Origin of the sequence: Mycobacterium kansasii ATCC 12478 (assembly GCF_000157895.3) — a bacterium.
In the GTDB taxonomy this organism is placed as follows: domain Bacteria; phylum Actinomycetota; class Actinomycetes; order Mycobacteriales; family Mycobacteriaceae; genus Mycobacterium; species Mycobacterium kansasii.
Window position 1 is genome coordinate 2,923,155 of sequence record NC_022663.1, and the last position, 18,254, is coordinate 2,941,408.

Sequence of the window (18,254 nt, forward strand, 5' to 3'; positions counted from 1 at the left end):
GTGCCCGGGTCAGACGAGTACCCACATTCGCGGGTGGTTACTGGCCCAGGATGTTCTGCATTGCCCCGGCCAGCACGTTGACCGCGGGCCCGCCGTTGCCGGACTGGCAGACCTTGGCTTGCAGCAACACATTTTCGCGCAGCCTGGTTTGATCGAAGCACCGCCGGTCGGTGCCGGCTTCCTGCTTGGTCCACGCCGAGTCGGTTGCGGTAGGCGGCCCGCCGTCGAACGACCACACCTGCGTGGTCCCGTTGTCCAGGTGCATCGCGGTGGTTTGCCCCGAGCAGCCCACGGTTCGGTCCACGACCCGGTGAAACGCCCGGCCCGCGGCGTCGTTGCTGGCGAACACCCCCACCGCCTGCTTGACGTAGTGGGTTTGGTCGGTGGCCGATGTCTGGGTGATGGCCCCGTTGAACGACGCCAGGTCGGGGTCGTTGTACACCTCCGGTAGCCCGATGTCGGCCCAGTTGTTGCACACCGGGAGGTCGACCGCATACGCCTGGAACGGCTCGGTGAACACCGACTCCCAGCCCATCGGCGCGCCGACGATGTTGCCGACCGATCCCCGGCCCAGGACCGCGTAGTTCACCACCCCCGGCTCGGACGGGTGAGCCTCCGCAACCGGAGCTATGGGAGCCGTAGCAGCTGCCACCCAGCCCGCTGCCCAGCCCGCGAGGGCCAGGCTCGGCACCGCGATCCGCATCCGTTCAGGCCTTGTCATGAAGCCGGGCCCGCACGCCCTCTTCCACCTTCTTGCCCAGATCGGAGTCCACGTTGCGCCAGTACTCGAACACCCGTGACAGCACCGGCTCCTGCACACCTTTGGACGCATGCCCAATGATGTTGTGAGCCAAGCGTTCCCGGGCCGCATCGTCGAGCACGTCGCGGACCAGGGTGCCGGCCTGTCCCCAGTCGTCGTCATCGGAACGCAAAGTGTATGCGGCACGTACCATCTGGCCATCAGCCATCCAGCGCACCTCGGCGGCGCGCGCGGGATCAGCCTGCGGGCCGCCGTAGGAGTTGGGCGCATAGACCGGATCAGTGATGTTCTTGATCCGCATCGCACCGTCCTTGGAGTAGCTGTTGACCTCCACCTTCGGCGAATTGACCGGAATCTGCTTGTAATTGGTGCCCAGTCGGGCCCGGTGTGCATCGGAGTAGGAGAACCCGCGCGCCAACAGCATCTTGTCCGGGCTCAATCCGGTGCCGGGCACGATGTTGTTGGGTTCGAACGCGGCCTGTTCCATCTCGGTGTGATAGTCGGTGACGTTGCGGTCCAACGTCAGTTTGCCGACGTCGATCAGGGGGTAGTCGCGATGCGGCCACACCTTGGTCAGATCGAAGGGGTTGAACCGGTAGGTCTTGGCGTCCTCGAACGGCATGATCTGCACCTTGAGTGTCCAGCTGGGGAATTCGCCCCGCTCGATCACGTCGTAGAGATCCCGTTGGTGGTAGTCGGCGTCCTCACCGGCCAGTCGGTCGGCGTCCTCCTGCGTCAGGAAGTCGATGCCCTGGTCGGTGATGAAATGGTACTTCACCCAAAAGATTTCGCCGGCGTGGTTGATCCAGCTGTAGGTGTGGCTGCCGTAACCGTTCATGTGCCGCCAGGTCTTCGGGATACCGCGATCTCCCATCAGCCAGGTCACCTGATGCGCCGACTCGGGTGAGAGGGTCCAGAAGTCCCACTGCATGTTGTGGTCGCGCAGGTTGTTTGCCGCCCGGCGCTTTTGGGACCGGATGAAGTGCTGGAACTTCAGTGGATCGCGAATGAAGAAGATCGGGGTGTTGTTGCCGACCATGTCGAAGTTGCCCTCCGACGTGTAGAACTTCACGGCGAAACCGCGCGGATCCCGCCAGGTGTCCGGGCTGCCGCGCTCGCCGGCAACGGTGGAAAACCGGACCAGTGTCTCGGTTTTGGTGCCGGGCTGGAACACCGCCGCTCTGGTGTACCGGCTGACGTCGTTGGTCACTTCGAAGTGACCGAACGCGCCGCCGCCTTTGGCGTGCGGCTGACGTTCCGGGATGCGTTCCCGGTTGAACATGGCCATCTGCTCGATCAGATAGTGGTCCTGCAGCAGTATGGGGCCGTCGGGGCCGACGGTCAGTGACTGGTCGTCGCTGGGAGCGGGACTGCCCGCGTCAGTGGTGGTGTAGCGCTCCGTCATATCGGTGCCTCCTCGTCGACTGGGCTGGTTCAGCGAAACTTATTGGTTTGCAAGGTAGTACGTTTGGCGACGGCACTAGGGCGGATCATGCTGGGCGCGAAGGACTTTCGACCTGCTACAGCACGGCCCGGCATCCCGCGACGAGACGCCGGGCCGGTTGTCCCGCGCCACGTTGGTCACACAACCCAGTATGCGCTTCTTCGCTGAACCAGTTATGGCCGCGACGGCGCCGTGGTGGGGCTGGGGCTGCTGGGTGTCTGCGGTGCCCCGGGACCCATCTGGCCGGCACCCGGACCGCCCGGGCCGCCCGGACCACCCGGACCCCCGGGGAACCCGGGGCCCATGCCCGGGCCCATTCCGGGGCCCATTCCGGGGCCCATGCCGGGGCCCATGCCAGGAGGCGGGGGTCCGGGGAATCCGAACTGCCATCCCTGCCCCGGGCCGGGGCCACCCGGACCGGCCGGCATGAACATGCCGTGATGGTGGTGGCGGTGGTGATAACACTTGCCGTATCCGAAAACCAGGGCGCCGGCGACAAGGATCGACCAGGCGATGAAGATGACGCCGGCAACGATCACCACCCAGGCCGCGGCCTGGTAGAGCCTGGGCGGCTTTTCCCTCGGCGGGGGCGGTGGTGCAGCGGTGGCTACGGCCGGCGGCGGGGACGGCGGGGGCGGTGGGGGCGGTGGGGGTGCGGGCTCTGGTGTTTCGCTCATCACTCGAATATTGCTCAGCCCCGCGACAACCGCAAAGGGTTACGGCGATACGACACCGGATTGATCACAAACTCATGAGACCCGGTGCTCGAGTGAGCACCGGGCCTGGTGTCGAAGTTCCTAACGACCGGGTGTGGTGGCCGGCGCAACCGAGGTCGGCACCTGCGTCGGACCGCCGGGTCCTGTGCTCGGGCTCACCGCCGGGACGCCACCATTGGGACCTCCCATCCGGTGCATCATCGCGTGAGGCTTGTGATGGCGGTGGTGGCCGTAGCCGCCGTGACCGCTTTGCATGCCGAGCCGGAAGCCGGTGAAGAAGATCACCGCGACGATGAACACGATTCCGGCGACGATGACCACCCACGCCGCGGCTTTGAAGACCTTGGGGGTCTGATGGGGCGCCGGTGGCACCGCCGGCGGTGGTGGGGGTGCCACGGCGGTCGACGTCGGCGCTGTCGGTATTTCAGGTGTTTCGCTCATGAGACGCATGATGCCGGGGCAAACAGTGGTGGCGGCTATGCGCAACTTAGGTAGTAGCTGTGAGCCATCCTGGACCGACGGCACGGCACCCGTGAGGCCTTTTGGAGGCCCCTTAGAGGGCAAAGTCCCTATTTGGGCGCCAACACGCCCAGCCAGGCACTGTTTGGGTGTCCGCTGATCGGTTAGGACTCCGACCCCGGCTTGAACGGATTGACCGCAAACTGGATCACCCGATAGGGCGCGCCGGCACGTGGATCTGCGTTATTCCACTGGCTGACAAATATGCGCAGCTCATCGAGCGTGGATCCGGGCGAGATGTAGCCGCCATACGGCTGCGCCAGCCGATTGTCGTAGGGCGGCGGCAGGCTATCGGCCGGCTCGGGCCACTCCTCCTCGTGTTGCACCACGGTAGTCACCGGAGCGGTACCGAGCGACGTCGGATCGTCGGCCACCCGGACCTCCATGTCGCCGTTACTGGCGTTGAAATACGACAGCACCGTCTTGCCCTCGATCTGCCGGATGCTCATCTCGCCGACCTGGTCGGGCCACAGCGGGGTCGGCGGCTTGTTCCAGCCGCCTCCGGGCCCGACGGCCCAGCCCTGCCAGCGGGACCGGTCGGTGAACGCTTCAGGCGTGGCCCGGTACAGCACCACCGGTAGCCAGCGGGTGAAGCTGTTGGCCACGATGTACACCCACCCGGTGGGAGAGTCGGGCGTGGGAACAGGGTCGTAGTACCCGCTGATCTGTGTCTGCCCCCAGCGCTGGTAGGACGCGTCGCGCCGGGACCCTGGAACGGTCTGCCAGCCGCCGCGCGCCGGTTCGGCCTTCACCAGCCGAGTTGTCTGCGGCACCAGATCCTTGGTCGTCGCGACCAGCAGATAGTTTTGCCGGTTGATCTGCACCACCCCGGCGGGCAGCTGCGAATCCCCCGGCGGCGTCGGGTCGGCCAGCAGTGGTTTCGTTACGCCGGTGACACCGGTGTAGCGCACCCCGGCCGGGTCGTCGACGGATGCGGTATCGACATGCAGCGCAATCGGCGAATACCAGCCGCCGAGCCCCACACCCTGCCCGGCAAAGCTGTCGCCGCACACCTGCAGCAGCTGGCTGGGGAATTCCACGAACTCACACAGATCGGTGGCGCCGATGCCGTAGTCCCCGGTGGGAGTTCCGGTGCCGGCCGTCGGACCGATCCGCAGCACCTGACCGGGTGCCAGCGGCGGCAGGATCGGCTCGGGCACCGGCGCCGGCGGATCGGCGTGGGCAACCCAAAACCATTGCGGGACAAGAAAAGATACGACCAATAGCGAGCACCGCACGACCCAGGCGGAGCTCACCCGCATATCACAAGTCGGCGGCCAGCAGCTCGGCGATCTGGATGGTGTTCAGCGCCGCACCCTTGCGCAGGTTGTCCCCCGCAATGAACAGCGCCAAACCGCGCCCGCCCGGTACCCCGGGGTCGTTGCGGATGCGGCCAACAAGCGACTCGTCAACCCCGGCGGCCGCCAGCGGCGTCGGCACGTCGACCACCTTGACGCCGGGTGCGCCGTCAAGCAACCGACGGGCCTGCTCGGGCGAAAGCGGCCGGGCGAACTCGGCGTTGATGGACAAGCAGTGGCCGGTGAACACCGGCACCCGCACGCAGGTACCGCTGACCGCCAGGTCGGGAATGTCCAGGATCTTGCGGCTCTCGAACCGCAGCTTCTGGTCCTCGTCGGTCTCCCCGGAGTCGTCATCCACCAGCGACCCGGCCAGCGGCACCACGTTGAACGCGATCGGCGCGACGTACTTCTGCGGCGCCGGAAAATCGAGAGCGGCACCGTCGTGCACAAGCTGCTCGGCGTCGTCGATCACCGCGCGGGCCTGGGCGGCCAGCTCGGCCACCCCGGCCAGGCCGCTGCCGGAGACCGCTTGATAGGTCGAGGCCACCACGCGGACCAGCTGCGCCTCGTCGTGCAGCACCTTGAGCACCGGCATCGCGGCCATGGTGGTGCAGTTCGGGTTGGCGATAATGCCCTTCTTGGGGGCCCCCGCCCCGCGCACGTCCCGCTCGAAGTTGACCTCCGAGACCACCAACGGCACGTCGGGGTCTTTGCGCCACGCCGACGAATTGTCGATCACCGTCACGCCCGCGGCTGCGAACCGCGGCGCCTGCACCCGCGACATCGCGGCGCCGGCGGAAAACAGGGCGATGTCCAGGCCGCTCGGGTCCGCCGTCGTGGCGTCTTCGACCTCGATCTCCTGGCCGCGGAAAGCCAGCTTGCGGCCCTGGGAGCGGGCCGACGCGAAGAACCGGACGGATTCAGCCGGGAAATCACGCTCGTCGAGCAGCGTGCGCATCACTTGCCCCACCTGACCGGTGGCGCCGACTACTCCTATTGAAACCATCTAACGTCCCGTCCCGGCGTACACGGTGGCTTCCTCGTCGCCGCCGAGGCCGAACGCCTCGTGCAGCGCCACCACCGCCTTGTCCAGCTCGGTGTCTCGGCATAGCACCGAGATGCGGATCTCCGACGTGGAGATCAGATCGATGTTCACCCCGACCGCGGCCAGCGCCTCACAGAACGTCGCTGTCACCCCGGGATGGCTGCGCATGCCCGCCCCGATCAGCGACAGCTTGCCGATGTGATCGTCGTAGAGCACCTGGGCGAAGCCGATCTCGTCTTTGAGCGAGTCCAGCTTGGCCACCGCGGTCGGCCCGACGTCACGCGAGCAGGTGAAGGTGATGTCGGTCTTGCCATCCTCGATCTTGGACACGTTCTGCAGCACCATGTCGATGTTCACCTCGGCGTCGGCGATGGCGCGGAACACCTTGGCCGCATATCCGGGGATGTCGGGCAGCCCGACAATGGTCACCTTGGCTTCGCTGCGGTCGTGCGCGACTCCGGTCAGGATGGGGTCTTCCATGGGTACGTCCTTGATCGATCCGACGACGACGGTGCCCGGCCTGTCCGAATACGACGAGCGGACGTGCACCGGAATGTTGTAGCGGCGGGCGTATTCCACACAGCGCAGCATCAGTACCTTGGCGCCGCAGGCCGCCATCTCGAGCATCTCTTCGAACGTGACCGTGTCCAGCTTGCGCGCGTTGTGCACGATTCGCGGATCGGCGGTGAAGATGCCGTCGACGTCGGTGTAGATCTCACAGACGTCGGCGCGCAGCGCGGCCGCCAGGGCGACCGCGGTGGTGTCCGAGCCGCCGCGGCCCAGGGTGGTGACGTCGCGGGTGTCCTGGCTGACGCCTTGGAATCCGGCGACCAGAACGATGCGGCCTTCGTCGAGCGCGGCCCGCACCCGCCCCGGGGTGACGTCGATGATCTTGGCGTTGCCGTGCGTGCCGGTGGTGATCACCCCGGCCTGCGAACCGGTGAACGACCGGGCCTGGGCGCCCAGCGATTCGATCGCCATGGCCACCAGCGCGTTGGAGATGCGCTCACCGGCGGTCAGCAGCATGTCGAGCTCGCGCGGCGGCGGGACCGGACACACCTGCTGGGCCAGGTCCAGCAGGTCGTCGGTGGTGTCGCCCATCGCGGAGACGACGACCACTACGTCGTTGCCCTGCTTCCTGGTCTCGACGATGCGTTCGGCGACCCGGCGAATCCGGTCGGCATCGGCCACCGAGGATCCGCCGTACTTCTGCACGACGAGCGCCACTGATCTTTTCCTGTCTTGATTGGCCCGGGTCTGAGTCCACAACAGGATACGTGGACGCGCATCTCAATTTTATGGGCGATGCCCGCGGGCGACCCGGGCCCGTCGGGTGTGAGCCGACGGCTTCGAAGGTGAGCCCACGGCGTCGAGCGTGAGGCCACGGGGTCGAGCGTGAACCGACCCTTTCGAGCGCGAACCCAGGGCGGAACTTCCGCAATTTCACCGCCCGCGGCGCACGCTCGAGGCCGTCAGCGCACACTCGGCGTCAGTCGATGCGACCGGTTTTGGTGAGCCGGCCGGTAGCGGTAGAGTGCACAACGTGCAGCGGGTGCTCCTCCTCGGACGCCGCGACGGGGTCTGATCCAGACCGGCTTCCCGTCGCGGGACGTTCGCGACTGCGCCGGTCTGAGGTTCCTTCTCACAACCCCGGAGCAACTACCGTGACCAATCCTGATACACCCGACGCGTATCGATCGGCCCGAACCGTCATCAAACCTTCCGGCCCACCGCGACCCGGCCAGCCCGCGTGGAATCCGCAGCGGGGAACCTCGATGCCGGTCCACCGGTACCGGCCCTTCGCCGAAGAAGTCGAGCCCATCCGCCTCGCCGATCGCAGTTGGCCGGACCGCGTCATCACCCACGCCCCGTTGTGGTGCGCAGTGGATCTGCGCGACGGCAACCAGGCGCTGATCGACCCGATGAGCCCGGCCCGCAAGCGCCGCATGTTCGACCTGCTGGTCCGCATGGGCTACAAGGAGATCGAGGTCGGGTTCCCGTCGGCCAGCCAGACCGACTTCGACTTCGTCCGCGAGATCATCGAGCAGGGCGCCATTCCCGACGACGTCACCATCCAGGTGCTGACCCAATGCCGTCCCGAACTGATCGAGCGCACCTTCGAGGCGTGTCAGGGTGCCGCCAAGGCGATCGTGCATTTCTACAACTCGACGTCGATCCTGCAGCGCCGGGTGGTGTTCAAAGCCGACCGGGCCGCGGTGCAGGCCATCGCCGTCGACGGCGCCCGCAAGTGCGTCGAAGAGGCAGCCAAATATCCCGGCACGCAATGGCGTTTCGAGTACTCGCCGGAGTCCTACACCGGCACCGAGCTCGAATACGCCAAACAGGTCTGCGACGCCGTCGGCGAAATCATCCGGCCGACGCCGGACAACCCGATCATCTTCAACCTGCCCGCCACCGTCGAGATGGCCACACCCAACGTCTACGCCGACTCGATCGAGTGGATGAGCCACAACCTGGCCAACCGCGACTCCGTCATTCTGAGCCTGCATCCGCACAACGACCGCGGAACAGCCGTCGCCGCAGCCGAATTGGGCTACCAGGCCGGCGCCGACCGGATCGAGGGCTGCCTGTTCGGCAACGGCGAGCGCACCGGCAACGTCTGCCTGGTGACGTTGGGGCTGAACCTGTTCTCCCGCGGCGTGGACCCACAGATCGACTTCTCCAACATCGACGAGATCCGGCGCACGGTGGAGTACTGCAACCAGCTGCCGGTGCACGAGCGGCACCCCTACGGCGGCGACCTGGTCTACACCGCGTTCTCCGGCAGCCACCAGGACGCCATCAACAAGGGCCTCGACGCAATGAAGTTCGACGCCGACGCCGCCGACACCGACGTTGACGACATGCTGTGGCAAGTTCCCTATCTGCCGATCGACCCGCGTGATGTCGGCCGGACCTACGAGGCGGTGATCCGCGTCAATTCACAGTCCGGCAAGGGCGGGGTGGCCTACATCATGAAGGCCGACCACGGGCTGGTCTTGCCACGAAGGCTGCAGATCGAGTTCTCGCAGGTGATTCAGAAGATCAGCGAGGGTGAGGGCGGCGAGGTCTCGCCCAAGGAGATGTGGGACGCGTTCGCGCAGGAGTATCTGGCCCCGGTGCGGCCGCTGGAGCGGGTAAAGCAGCACATCGATGTCGTCGAGGAAGAAAGCGGCACCACCAGCATCACCGCCACGGTCAAGATCGATGGGGTGGAGACCGAGGTGACCGGCACCGGCAACGGACCGCTGGCCGCTTTCGTCCACGCGCTGGGTGACGTCGGGTTCGACGTCGCCGTGCTCGATTACTCCGAACACGCGATGAGCGCCGGCGACGATGCTCAGGCCGCGGCGTATGTCGAGGCTTCGGTGGGGGGCCGGACCGTCTGGGGTGTGGGCATTGCGCCGTCGATCACCACCGCGTCGCTGCGTGCCGTGGTGTCGGCAATCAACCGGGCATCTCGCTGACTCGCTGCCGCTAAGGCGGCAGAAGACCATGAGCTGGACGAATCAGCTGGAAGCCCCGGGCGTGCCGTTAGCGCCGTGCTCGCCGGGGTCGCCCGGAGCTCCGGGGTCACCCTCGGGGCCAATTATTCTACCGATACCGACCCGACCAGGTTCACCCGCGGCACCCCCGGAACCGCCGGCAGCTCCGGCACCCGCGGCACCGCCCGCGCCGTGGCTCCCCGGCTGACCGAACGGTCCACCCGCTCCGCCGGCACCGCCATCACCGCCGTTGCCGCCGGCACCGCCGGCACCGCCATCACCGCCATCACCGCCGTCGCCCGCCCGGCCGCCGGCGCTGCCCTGGTTGAAGAGATTACCGGTGCCGCCGTCGCCGCCCTTGGCGCCGGCGCCGCCCGAGTCGCCCGCACCGCCGTCGGCACCGATGCCGCCCGCCCCGCCGGCGCCGCCGTCGCCGACCAGCAGTCCGCCGCGGCCACCGGCACCCCCGGCACCACCGTGTCCGCCCGCGGTCCCCGGCGCGCCGTCCGCGCCGTTGCCGCCGCTACCGCCGGCACCACCCCGGGAAGTGCCGTTACCCCCGCGCCCACCCTGACCGCCGTCCTGGCCGAATACCGTTCCGCTGTCGCCGGGGTCACCGTCGCCGCCGATGGGTCCCCCGTTTTGGCCTGGGTCACCTGGTGGGGCCGGTTCGGTCGGGGGATTGACACCTGACATGCCAGCCGCGCCGTTGCCGCCGAGCCCGCCCGCCCCGCCATTTCCCCATAGCCCCGCGCTGCCGCCAACACCGCCACTACCACCGTTACCGCCGGCAACAACGGCCGCCCCACCGTTACCACCGGCACCGCCGTCGCCGAACAACCAGCCCCCGGCACCACCCGCACCGCCGGCCGCGCCGGGCCCGCCGGCCCCGCCCCCGCCGCCATTGCCGATCAACCCCGCAACGCCACCGGCGCCACCAGCCACCCCGGGGGTCATGCCCGCCGCCCCGTTACCGCCATTGCCGTACAGCAGCCCACCCGGGCCGCCGGCTTGCCCCGGCGCCGAGCCGTGGACACCGTCACCGATCAGGGGCCTGCCCAGTAATGTCTGAACAGGTGCATTGATCGCATCGAGCAGGGTTTGCTGCACATTGGCGGCCTCTGCGCCGGCATAGGACACTCCCGCCCCGTTGATGGCCTGCACAAAGCGGTCATGAAACGCTGTAGCCTGGGCGCTCACGGCCTGATAAACCCGGGCATGACCGGAAAACAGCGCCGCCACGGCCGTGGACACTTCGTCCGCGCCGGCGGCCAACAGCTCGCTCGTGTGGGGCAGTGCTGCCACATTGGCCGCGCCGATTGCCTGTTCGATGCGCGTCAAATCGGTCGCCGCCGAGGCAAGCAGTTCCGGACCGACCACCAAGTACGACATGCCGACACTCCAATCCGGTGCAACACCGAATAACAACTGAGCTCGGTAAGTATTGCAATGCGAAGTTATTGCAAAAAGAACGCAATTGCCCCGGCCGATCGCGACTTCATATCTAATTCATGTGCAGCCATAACTGGAAGCGGACCAAGACCAGCTAGCGCCCGATCAGCGAGCCGACCAGTCGCTCGACCAAGCCGGCCGGATCATCGGCGCCCGGCATGGTGAGCCGGCTGAACAGGTAACCGTTGAGCAGGCGGCTCAGCTCGTCCATCTGTTGGCCCGTTGGGCACAAGCCCGCCGCCTCGAAGATGAGCGTGGCGGACTGCACCGCGGCGGCCTGCAGATCCTTGAGAAACGGCTGCAGCTCGGGTCGTCGCGTGCCTTCCATGAACAGTTCGAACCGGGCCAGCGTGTACCGGCGAGCCTGGTCATCGGGCTCGGCCAGCATTCGGGTCAGGAGAGCCTTGACGCCATCCGGGGTCAGTGGTCCGATTGCGGCCCGCAACGCCTCGACGCGCCGCCAATGCAGATCGACAGTACGGGCGGCCGTGGCCTCGAGCAGGGCCTGGCGCGTCCGAAAGTAGTTCGACGTGGTGCCGGCCGGCAGGCTGGCCCGTTCATCGACGTGGCGATGGGTCAGACCGCCGACGCCGACATCGGCGAGTATGCCGATTGCGGTGTCGAGGATCTGCCCGCGGCGTTCCGGGTTAGCGGGCATTCAGCTTTTGTAGCGCAGCCGCCAGAACATCGTCAGAAACGCCGGGTAGACGACGATCAGCAACAGGTAGCTGAACCACATGGGAAACCACGTGACGATTGAGAGGTCCTTGACTACATAGGACATGTAGACGTGCAGCGGCACGCTGCCAGCGATATAGATCAGCGATGCGGTGAAGAACGCCCGATGCCGCTTATTGGCAAATTGCATCCGGTGCCACATCAGGATGCCGGTAATCGCCGCATACGTCATCGGGACGAGCAGGATCCGGTCGGTGGTCACAGTCGCCACGTATCGCAAGGTCAGCTCATCTCCGAAGATCACCCGATACAGGTGCAGGGCGACGCCGAGGGAAATGGTCAGCATCGCGGTAGGCCTGAAGAAATAACCGCGCCTGCGGTAAGTGTTCCACCAGCGCGACTGGTGCACTACTTCTGTAGTGGAAATCATGCGACGACGGTACCACTACAGCTGTAGTGATGCAACGAGGCCTCAGAAGAGAGCGAACTGCTGGTCGACCATGGTGGTGTCAGTGAATTCCTCCATGCTGGTGCCGCCGACGACGGAGCCCACGCCCAGCATGAATTCCGCGTCCGGAAGCACCGGCACCCCCAGCTGCAGAGCGTGATAGCCCTTGCCCTGCTGGGGAGCGATTTCATTGCAGACCACCAGTGATGTCTCGCGGTCGACGTCATCGCTATAGGCCAACCCGGCATGCAGGATGCGCTCAACCAGTTCCTCATGGGTCCGGGCTACCTCGGCTGCCAAGGCCACCCGCATGCCCTGCACCAGCGGCCGTCCCGAAACGTATCGGCCGGGGTTGAGATAGGGGCAGGACATTCGAGAGGCCAGTGCCTTCAGCGGGCGCAGCTCGTCATGGGTCACCCGCCCATTGGGCCAGCGACGCCTGGTCACCGGATGGACGGGCAGCCAGACTTCGCGTTCCCGCGCACGTTCGAGCGCCGCGGCCAGCACACCGGTCAATACCCGCGCATCGTCGAACGCGTCGTGCGGCCGTTCCTGGATCACCCCCCAATGCGCGGCGAGCGTCTCCAGTCGAAGATTGTCAACGCCGAGCTCCAGCCGCCGGCTCAACTCGACCGTGCACATGACGGTGTCTACCGGCAACTCGGCCCCGGCCATCTCAGCCTCGGCGGCCAGGAACGCATAGTCGAATGCGACATTGTGTGCCACCAGCGTGCGACCACGCAGCAGCTCAACAACATCACCGACGATGTCGGCGAACTGTGGTTGATCTTCGAGCATGCCGGCCGTCAACCCGTGGATGTGAGTGGACCCCGGATCCACCCCCGGATTGAGCAGGCTGACCAAGGATTGCTCCACCCTGCCATCCGCGTCCAGGCCGAGCACCGCGATGCTGATGATGCGGGCCTGACCGGGACGGAAGCCCGAGGTCTCGACGTCGATGACGGCCCAGCCCTCGCTCGGGTGGCTGGCCGGCCTTCCCCAGGTGTGGCTCACCCGATGAGGATGGCATGTGGAACCGACATCACCGGGGTCGTCGGTCGTCGTGTCGGCCTTTAAACTTCCCGGGTGGTAACGACCCGGGCACGACTGGCCCTCGCCGCAGGCGCGAGCGCGCGTTGGGCATCGCGCGTCACCGGGCGCGGAGCCGGCGCGATGATCGGCGGCCTGGTCGCGATGACGCTGGACCGCTCGGTGCTGCGGCAGCTCGCGGTGGGACGGCGCACGGTGGTGGTCACCGGCACCAATGGCAAGTCGACAACCACCCGGATGACTGCGGCCGCATTAGGCACGTTGGGTGCGGTCGCGACCAACGCCGAGGGCGCCAACATGGACGCCGGCCTGGTGGCCGCGCTGGCCGCGGATCGTCGCGCCGAGCTGGCGGTGCTCGAAGTCGACGAAATGCACGTGCCGCACGTCTCCGATGCGGTGCAACCCGCCGTGATCGTCTTGCTCAACTTGTCGCGGGATCAGCTGGATCGGGTCGGCGAGATCAACGTGATCGAACGCACGCTGCGGGCCGGTCTGGCCCGCCAGCCAGCAGCCGTCGTCGTCGCCAACTGTGACGACGTGCTGATGACCTCGGCCGCCTACGACAGTCCCAGGGTGGTCTGGGTCGCCGCGGGTGGCTCCTGGTCGAACGACTCGGTGAGCTGCCCACGCAGCGGTGAGGTCATCGTCCGGGAACAAGGCCACTGGTATTCCACCGGCGCCGACTTCAAGCGGCCCAGCCCGCACTGGTGGTTCGACGACGACACGCTCTACGGCCCCGACGGGCTCGCCCTTCCCATGCGGCTGGCGCTGCCGGGCGCCGTGAATCGCGGCAATGCCGCCCAGGCGGTCGCCGCTGCCGTCGCAGTGGGCGCCGATCCGGCTTCGGCGGTCGCCGCGGTAGCCGAAGTCGACGAGGTCGCCGGTCGCTACCGGACCGTCATGGTCGGGCCGCATGAAGCGCGGATCCTGCTGGCCAAGAACCCGGCCGGCTGGCAGGAAGCCCTGTCGATGGTGGACAAGCAGGCCGCCGGGGTAGTCATCGCGGTCAACGGGCAGGTGCCCGACGGCGAGGACCTGTCTTGGTTGTGGGATGTGCGCTTCGAACACTTCGAGGAGACTGCTGTGGTGGCGGCCGGCGAACGCGGCACCGACCTGGCGGTGCGCCTGGGGTACGCAGGCGTACAGCACACTCTTGTGCGCGACACCCTGGCGGCCATCGCGTCGTGCCCGCCCGGGCGGGTGGAGGTCGTCGCCAACTACACCGCATTTCTCCAGCTGCAGCGAGCGTTGGCACGTCATGACTGACTCGCATGTCCGCATCGGGCTGGTGTTGCCCGACGTGATGGGAACGTACGGCGATGGCGGCAACGCCGTGGTGCTGCGGCAGCGGTTGCTCATGCGAGGCATCCCCGCCGAGATCGTCGAGATCACCCTGGCCGATCCGGTACCGGAGTCGTTGGACCTCTACACGCTGGGCGGCGCCGAGGACTACGCGCAGCGACTGGCGACCCGACACCTGATTCAGTACCCGGGCCTGCAGCGCGCGGCCGCCCGGGGCGCCCCGGTATTGGCCATCTGCGCGGCGGTTCAGGTGCTCGGACACTGGTATGAAACCTCGTCGGGAGAACGGGTCGACGGCGTCGGCCTGCTGGATGCGACCACCTCGCCGCAGCAGGCGCGCACCATCGGCGAGCTGGTCAGCACGCCATTGCTGACCGGTTTGACGCAGCCGTTGACCGGCTTCGAAAACCACCGGGGCGGCACCGTCCTGGGCCCCGCGGCGTCGCCGTTGGGGGCGGTGGTCAAGGGTGCCGGCAACCGAGCCGGTGACGGCTTCGACGGCGTGGTTCAGGGCAGCGTGGTAGCGACCTATATGCACGGTCCGTGTCTGGCCCGCAACCCCGAGCTCGCCGATCTGTTGCTCAGTACGGTGGTGGGTTCGCTACAGCCGCTGGAGCTCCCTGAGGTGGACCTGCTGCGCCGCGAGCGGTTGGCGGCTCGCTAGGGCCGCCAACCCCTGGCCAGCAGTGCGTTGCGCACCCGGGCGATTACCTCTTCCGACCTGTCTTCGGCGATCACCCGGATAACCAGCCAACCCAGCTGCGCGAGCGTGCGCAGTCGCCGTTGGTCGTGCGCGTACCGCCGGCGATCGGTGCGGTGTTGGTCACCGTCATATTCGGCCGCCACCTGGTATTTCTCCCAGCCCATATCCAGCATTGCGATCAGCCGCCAATCCTTCTGCACCGGTAACTGCGTGCTGGGCGTGGGAAATCCGGCATCGATCAGCAGGAGTCGCAGCCAGGTTTCCCTGGGGGACGCCGCGCCGGCGTCGACGAGGGGCAGCACCGCCTGCAGTCGCCGGACACCACGCGCACCTGGATAGCGTTTGGCCAACAGCAGCACATCTTCGGTTGAGAACGGCGTCGCTCGCATGAGTGCGTCGAGGCGCGCCACGGCCTGCCCGCGTCGCAGATGCCGACCGAGGTCATATGCCGTCCGCGCCAACGTGGTCACCGGCAGGCCCACCACCCGGGTGATCTCGTCATCGGCGAGAACTTCGTCGCGAGCGACGAGCCCCCGCGGGGGCCTGATGTTGCACCAGATCAACTCGATGGCCACGTCATCGTCGATCCATTGCGCGCCGTGCAGTGCGGATGCGGCTACACCGGCAATGACCGCTCGGCGTCCCGACCATAGCCATGCCCCGATAGTCCGGTCGCGCAGTGACATGTTGTGCTGCTGGGGGGCGTAGACACCTGGATACACCCGCCGGTACCACCGTTGCAGCTCATGCCGGGTCACTTTGCTGGACGAGACAGCTTCGCTGCCGATGAAAATCGCCGTCATGGCTCGAAATGCTGGCAGCGGGAGCCGACAACTCACCGAGCCGGTAAACCTGCAGAGAAAGTGCGAGTAGCGGCCTGCAAAATTACAGGCTCGGCGAAATCACGGCGAAATCAAGCGAGCACGCGGCGGCCGGTCAGCGCGCGGCCGAGGGTCAGCTCATCGGCGAACTCCAGGTCGCCGCCCATCGGCAACCCCGACGCGATGCGCGTCACGGTCAGTCCGGGGATGTCGCGCAGCATCCGCACCAGGTAGGTGGCGGTGGCCTCGCCCTCGGTGTTGGGGTCGGTGGCGATGATCACCTCGGTGATGTCGACGTCGTCGACCCGCTCACCGATGCGGCTCAGCAGCTCGCGGATCCGCAACTGCTCGGGACCGATCCCGGACAGTGGATCAAGCGCACCACCCAAGACGTGGTAGCGGCCGCGGAATTCGCGAGTGCGCTCGACGGCTTGGATGTCCTTGGGCTCCTCGACGACGCATACCAGGGAGCCGTCGCGGCGTGGATCAGCGCAGATGCGGCAACGTTCGCCATCGGAGACGTTGCCGCACACGGCACAGAACCGCACGCCGTCGCGCACCCGGCCCAGCACGGCGGTCAGCCGGTCGATGTCCGACGGCTCGACCGACAAGAGGTGAAACGCGATGCGCTGCGCGCTCTTGGGTCCGATACCCGGCAACCTACCGAGCTCGTCGATCAGATCCTGGACAGGCCCCTCGAACATGTCGGTGCGGGTCAGACCCCCGGCATACCTGGCGCCCCCGGCGCACCGGGCATACCCGGCATACCTGGCGCCCCCGGTGCACCGGGCATACCCGGCATACCTGGCGCCCCCGGCGCACCGGGCATACCCGGCGCCCCCGGCGGCGCCGGCGGGCGCATCGCCCCGGCCAATGCTCCCAGCCGTTCCTGCGCCATCTTCGTCACCTGCTGCGACGCATCGCGCATCGCACCGACGATCAGGTCCTGCAAGGTCTCGATGTCGTTGGGGTCGACGACCTTGGGGTCGATCGTCACACCGATCACCTCGCCGCTGCCTTTGACACGAACCTGGACCAAGCCACCACCGGCTTGGCCGTGCACCTCAGAGTTGGCCAGTTGGTGCTGGGCTTCCAGTAGCTTCTGCTGCATCTGCTGCGCCTGGGCCAGCAGTGCCGACATATCGCCTCCAGGTTGCATGACAGTCCCCTCGCATCTTGGTCTCGAGTTGGTTTCGCCTGCGGTTGTCGGGCGATTCGAAACATTCAGCCTAGACCGCGCCACGTTAGCTTTGCGCAGTGGACGTACGAGTAGGCCTGCGTGTCGGGATCGCCTTCCTGCTCAGCGGGGTCATCGGAATACTCACCGGGGCCTGGTCGCCACCGAGGGCGACTGCCGCCCCCGCCACTGTCGCCGGCATGGTCGTATTCATCGACCCCGGCCACAACGGGGCCAACGACGCGTCGATCGGGCGCCAGGTACCCACGGGTCGCGGTGGCACCAAGGATTGCCAAGCCAGCGGAACGTCGACCAACAGCGGCTATCCGGAACACACCTTCACCTGGGACACGGCGCTGCGGCTCCGGGCCGCGCTCAACGCGCTGGGGGTGCGCACCGCCATGTCGCGCGGCAACGACAACGCGCTGGGGCCGTGCGTCGACGAGCGGGCCAACATGGCCAACGCCCTGCGCCCCAACGCGGTCGTCAGCCTGCACGCCGACGGCGGGCCGGCCACCGGCCGCGGCTTCCACGTCAACTACTCCGCGCCGCCACTGAATGCGACCCAGGCCGGACCCTCGGTGCAGTTCGCCAAGGTGATGCGAGACCAGCTTCAGGCCTCGGGCATTCCACCGGCCAACTACATCGGCCAGGACGGCCTGTACGGACGTTCCGACCTGGCGGGCCTGAACCTGGCGCAGTATCCGTCGATCCTGGTCGAGCTGGGCAACATGAAGAACCCGGCGGACTCGGCGCTGATCGAATCCGCCGAGGGCCGGCAAAAGTACGCCAACGCGCTGGTCCGCGGCATCGCAGGTTTCCTGGCCGCCCAAAGCCAGGCGCGTTAGCCCTCCAGCTGCTTCTTCAGGTTGGCCAGTACCTCGCCCTGAATCCGCTTCAAGCCCAGCGGCGCAAACGTCTTTTCGAAGAAGCCCTTGACGCCCCCGGCGCCGTTCCAGGCGGTCTTGACGGTGACGCTGCAGCCCGGTCCCGCGGGAGCCACCGTCCAATTGGTGATCATGGACGAGTTCGCGTCCTTCTCGATCACCGTGTGGCCCGCGACGTCAACGCTGACCTGTACATTGCGCACTCGGGATTTGGTCGCCTGCAGCCGCCACTTCGCGACCGTGCCCTGCCCCTGGCCGCCCTCGAGCACCTCGTACTCGCTGTACTGCGGAGAGAGGATTTTCGGGCGGACGTTCCGGTAATCGGCCACTGCGTCGAGTGCGGCCGCGGGCTCAGCATTGATCAAGATCGTGCTGGCTGCGCTCACCTGTGCCATCAGGCGCAACTCCTTTGCCACTATCCGTATCGAGCCCGCGCGCGGATGCAGGGGCCGTGGTCGGTGACTAC

19 protein-coding genes are annotated in these 18,254 nt (G+C 67.1%); 4 read left to right on the forward strand and 15 right to left on the reverse strand.

The features are described from left to right. Nucleotides 1–37 precede the first annotated feature (37 nt). The 7 genes from MKAN_RS12710 to MKAN_RS12740 form a co-directional block, all read right to left on the reverse strand. Complete coding sequence (locus MKAN_RS12710; protein WP_023368702.1) at nt 38–703, reverse strand: sensor domain-containing protein; 666 nt, start codon at nt 701–703, stop codon at nt 38–40. 4 nt (nt 704–707) lie between these two features. Further along, a complete protein-coding gene (locus tag MKAN_RS12715) occupies nt 708–2,165 on the reverse strand; it encodes a catalase (protein ID WP_023368703.1) in 1,458 nt (485 codons plus the stop codon). Nucleotides 2,166–2,377: 212 nt separating this feature from the next. Further along, on the reverse strand, nt 2,378–2,881 hold the full coding sequence (locus MKAN_RS12720) for a hypothetical protein (RefSeq protein ID WP_036445721.1): 504 nt from the start codon (nt 2,879–2,881) through the stop codon (nt 2,378–2,380). A 120-nt stretch (nt 2,882–3,001) separates the two neighbouring features. Next, nucleotides 3,002–3,370: a hypothetical protein gene (locus MKAN_RS12725; RefSeq protein WP_307726942.1), complete on the reverse strand. Its 369-nt coding sequence runs from the start codon at nt 3,368–3,370 to the stop codon at nt 3,002–3,004. Nucleotides 3,371–3,543: 173 nt separating this feature from the next. Beyond that, nucleotides 3,544–4,701, reverse strand: coding sequence for a DUF4185 domain-containing protein (locus MKAN_RS12730; protein ID WP_023368706.1), 1,158 nt, complete (start codon nt 4,699–4,701; stop codon nt 3,544–3,546). Between the two features lies 1 nt (nt 4,702). Then, entirely contained in the window at nt 4,703–5,746 is a 1,044-nt protein-coding gene (locus MKAN_RS12735; RefSeq protein ID WP_023368707.1) for an aspartate-semialdehyde dehydrogenase, read from the reverse strand. Next, the gene (locus MKAN_RS12740; RefSeq protein ID WP_023368708.1) at nt 5,747–7,012 is read right to left on the reverse strand and encodes an aspartate kinase; all 1,266 of its coding nucleotides are present in this window, start codon (nt 7,010–7,012) and stop codon (nt 5,747–5,749) included. It lies immediately after the preceding gene. Nucleotides 7,013–7,449: 437 nt separating this feature from the next. Here MKAN_RS12740 and leuA point away from each other — a divergent pair, with 437 nt between their 5' ends. Then, complete coding sequence (gene leuA / locus MKAN_RS12745; RefSeq protein ID WP_036394421.1) at nt 7,450–9,252, forward strand: 2-isopropylmalate synthase; 1,803 nt, start codon at nt 7,450–7,452, stop codon at nt 9,250–9,252. 42 nt (nt 9,253–9,294) lie between these two features. Here the strand turns inward: leuA and MKAN_RS12750 are convergent, their stop codons facing one another. The 4 genes from MKAN_RS12750 to MKAN_RS12765 form a co-directional block, all read right to left on the reverse strand. Next, nucleotides 9,295–10,662, reverse strand: a complete 1,368-nt coding sequence (locus MKAN_RS12750; RefSeq protein WP_023368710.1) for a PE family protein — start codon at nt 10,660–10,662, stop codon at nt 9,295–9,297. 154 nt (nt 10,663–10,816) lie between these two features. Further along, nucleotides 10,817–11,380, reverse strand: coding sequence for a TetR/AcrR family transcriptional regulator (locus MKAN_RS12755; protein WP_023368711.1), 564 nt, complete (start codon nt 11,378–11,380; stop codon nt 10,817–10,819). Further along, nucleotides 11,381–11,830 carry a hypothetical protein gene (locus tag MKAN_RS12760; RefSeq protein ID WP_036394418.1) on the reverse strand — a complete coding sequence of 150 codons (450 nt, stop codon included), beginning with the start codon at nt 11,828–11,830 and terminating at the stop codon, nt 11,381–11,383. It abuts the gene before it with no gap. 42 nt (nt 11,831–11,872) lie between these two features. After that, nucleotides 11,873–12,862 carry a DEDDh family exonuclease gene (locus tag MKAN_RS12765; protein WP_023368713.1) on the reverse strand — a complete coding sequence of 330 codons (990 nt, stop codon included), beginning with the start codon at nt 12,860–12,862 and terminating at the stop codon, nt 11,873–11,875. 72 nt (nt 12,863–12,934) lie between these two features. Here MKAN_RS12765 and MKAN_RS12770 point away from each other — a divergent pair, with 72 nt between their 5' ends. Both MKAN_RS12770 and MKAN_RS12775 read left to right on the forward strand, forming a co-directional pair. Continuing rightward, nucleotides 12,935–14,164 (forward strand): Mur ligase family protein, encoded by a 1,230-nt coding sequence (locus tag MKAN_RS12770; protein WP_023368714.1) that lies wholly within the window; start codon nt 12,935–12,937, stop codon nt 14,162–14,164. Further along, nucleotides 14,157–14,864: a type 1 glutamine amidotransferase gene (locus MKAN_RS12775; protein WP_023368715.1), complete on the forward strand. Its 708-nt coding sequence runs from the start codon at nt 14,157–14,159 to the stop codon at nt 14,862–14,864. The genes MKAN_RS12770 and MKAN_RS12775 overlap by 8 nt, the downstream gene beginning before the upstream one ends. On the opposite strand, the gene MKAN_RS12780 is transcribed toward MKAN_RS12775, so the two are convergent. From MKAN_RS12780 to MKAN_RS12790, 3 genes are all read right to left on the reverse strand, one after another. Beyond that, entirely contained in the window at nt 14,861–15,706 is an 846-nt protein-coding gene (locus MKAN_RS12780; RefSeq protein ID WP_023368716.1) for a hypothetical protein, read from the reverse strand. The two genes, MKAN_RS12775 and MKAN_RS12780, sit on opposite strands and share 4 nt — an antisense overlap. Nucleotides 15,707–15,816: 110 nt before the next feature. Continuing rightward, nucleotides 15,817–16,428, reverse strand: coding sequence for a recombination mediator RecR (recR, locus tag MKAN_RS12785; RefSeq protein WP_023368717.1), 612 nt, complete (start codon nt 16,426–16,428; stop codon nt 15,817–15,819). 11 nt (nt 16,429–16,439) lie between these two features. Continuing rightward, nucleotides 16,440–16,883 carry a YbaB/EbfC family nucleoid-associated protein gene (locus MKAN_RS12790; protein WP_023368718.1) on the reverse strand — a complete coding sequence of 148 codons (444 nt, stop codon included), beginning with the start codon at nt 16,881–16,883 and terminating at the stop codon, nt 16,440–16,442. 98 nt (nt 16,884–16,981) lie between these two features. On the opposite strand from MKAN_RS12790, the gene MKAN_RS12795 reads away from it, so the two are divergent. Further along, nucleotides 16,982–17,749: an Rv3717 family N-acetylmuramoyl-L-alanine amidase gene (locus tag MKAN_RS12795; RefSeq protein ID WP_023368719.1), complete on the forward strand. Its 768-nt coding sequence runs from the start codon at nt 16,982–16,984 to the stop codon at nt 17,747–17,749. Here MKAN_RS12795 and MKAN_RS12800 read toward each other — a convergent pair. Continuing rightward, a complete protein-coding gene (locus MKAN_RS12800) occupies nt 17,746–18,183 on the reverse strand; it encodes an SRPBCC family protein (protein WP_036394416.1) in 438 nt (145 codons plus the stop codon). The two genes, MKAN_RS12795 and MKAN_RS12800, sit on opposite strands and share 4 nt — an antisense overlap. Nucleotides 18,184–18,254: the final 71 nt, after the last annotated feature.

Bases quoted from the DNA above. Each gene is read 5' to 3' on its own strand.
- MKAN_RS12710 (WP_023368702.1), bottom strand. From the start codon at position 703: ATGCGGATCGCGGTGCCGAGCCTGGCCCTCGCGGGCTGGGCAGCGGGC.
- MKAN_RS12790 (WP_023368718.1), bottom strand. From the start codon at position 16,883: ATGCAACCTGGAGGCGATATGTCGGCACTGCTGGCCCAGGCGCAGCAG.
- MKAN_RS12780 (WP_023368716.1), bottom strand. From the start codon at position 15,706: ATGACGGCGATTTTCATCGGCAGCGAAGCTGTCTCGTCCAGCAAAGTG.
- MKAN_RS12800 (WP_036394416.1), bottom strand. From the start codon at position 18,183: ATGGCACAGGTGAGCGCAGCCAGCACGATCTTGATCAATGCTGAGCCC.
- MKAN_RS12730 (WP_023368706.1), bottom strand. From the start codon at position 4,701: ATGCGGGTGAGCTCCGCCTGGGTCGTGCGGTGCTCGCTATTGGTCGTA.
- MKAN_RS12720 (WP_036445721.1), bottom strand. From the start codon at position 2,881: ATGAGCGAAACACCAGAGCCCGCACCCCCACCGCCCCCACCGCCCCCG.
- recR (WP_023368717.1), bottom strand. From the start codon at position 16,428: ATGTTCGAGGGGCCTGTCCAGGATCTGATCGACGAGCTCGGTAGGTTG.
- MKAN_RS12750 (WP_023368710.1), bottom strand. From the start codon at position 10,662: ATGTCGTACTTGGTGGTCGGTCCGGAACTGCTTGCCTCGGCGGCGACC.
- MKAN_RS12735 (WP_023368707.1), bottom strand. From the start codon at position 5,746: ATGGTTTCAATAGGAGTAGTCGGCGCCACCGGTCAGGTGGGGCAAGTG.
- MKAN_RS12755 (WP_023368711.1), bottom strand. From the start codon at position 11,380: ATGCCCGCTAACCCGGAACGCCGCGGGCAGATCCTCGACACCGCAATC.
- MKAN_RS12725 (WP_307726942.1), bottom strand. From the start codon at position 3,370: ATGCGTCTCATGAGCGAAACACCTGAAATACCGACAGCGCCGACGTCG.
- MKAN_RS12775 (WP_023368715.1), top strand. From the start codon at position 14,157: ATGACTGACTCGCATGTCCGCATCGGGCTGGTGTTGCCCGACGTGATG.
- MKAN_RS12760 (WP_036394418.1), bottom strand. From the start codon at position 11,830: ATGATTTCCACTACAGAAGTAGTGCACCAGTCGCGCTGGTGGAACACT.
- MKAN_RS12715 (WP_023368703.1), bottom strand. From the start codon at position 2,165: ATGACGGAGCGCTACACCACCACTGACGCGGGCAGTCCCGCTCCCAGC.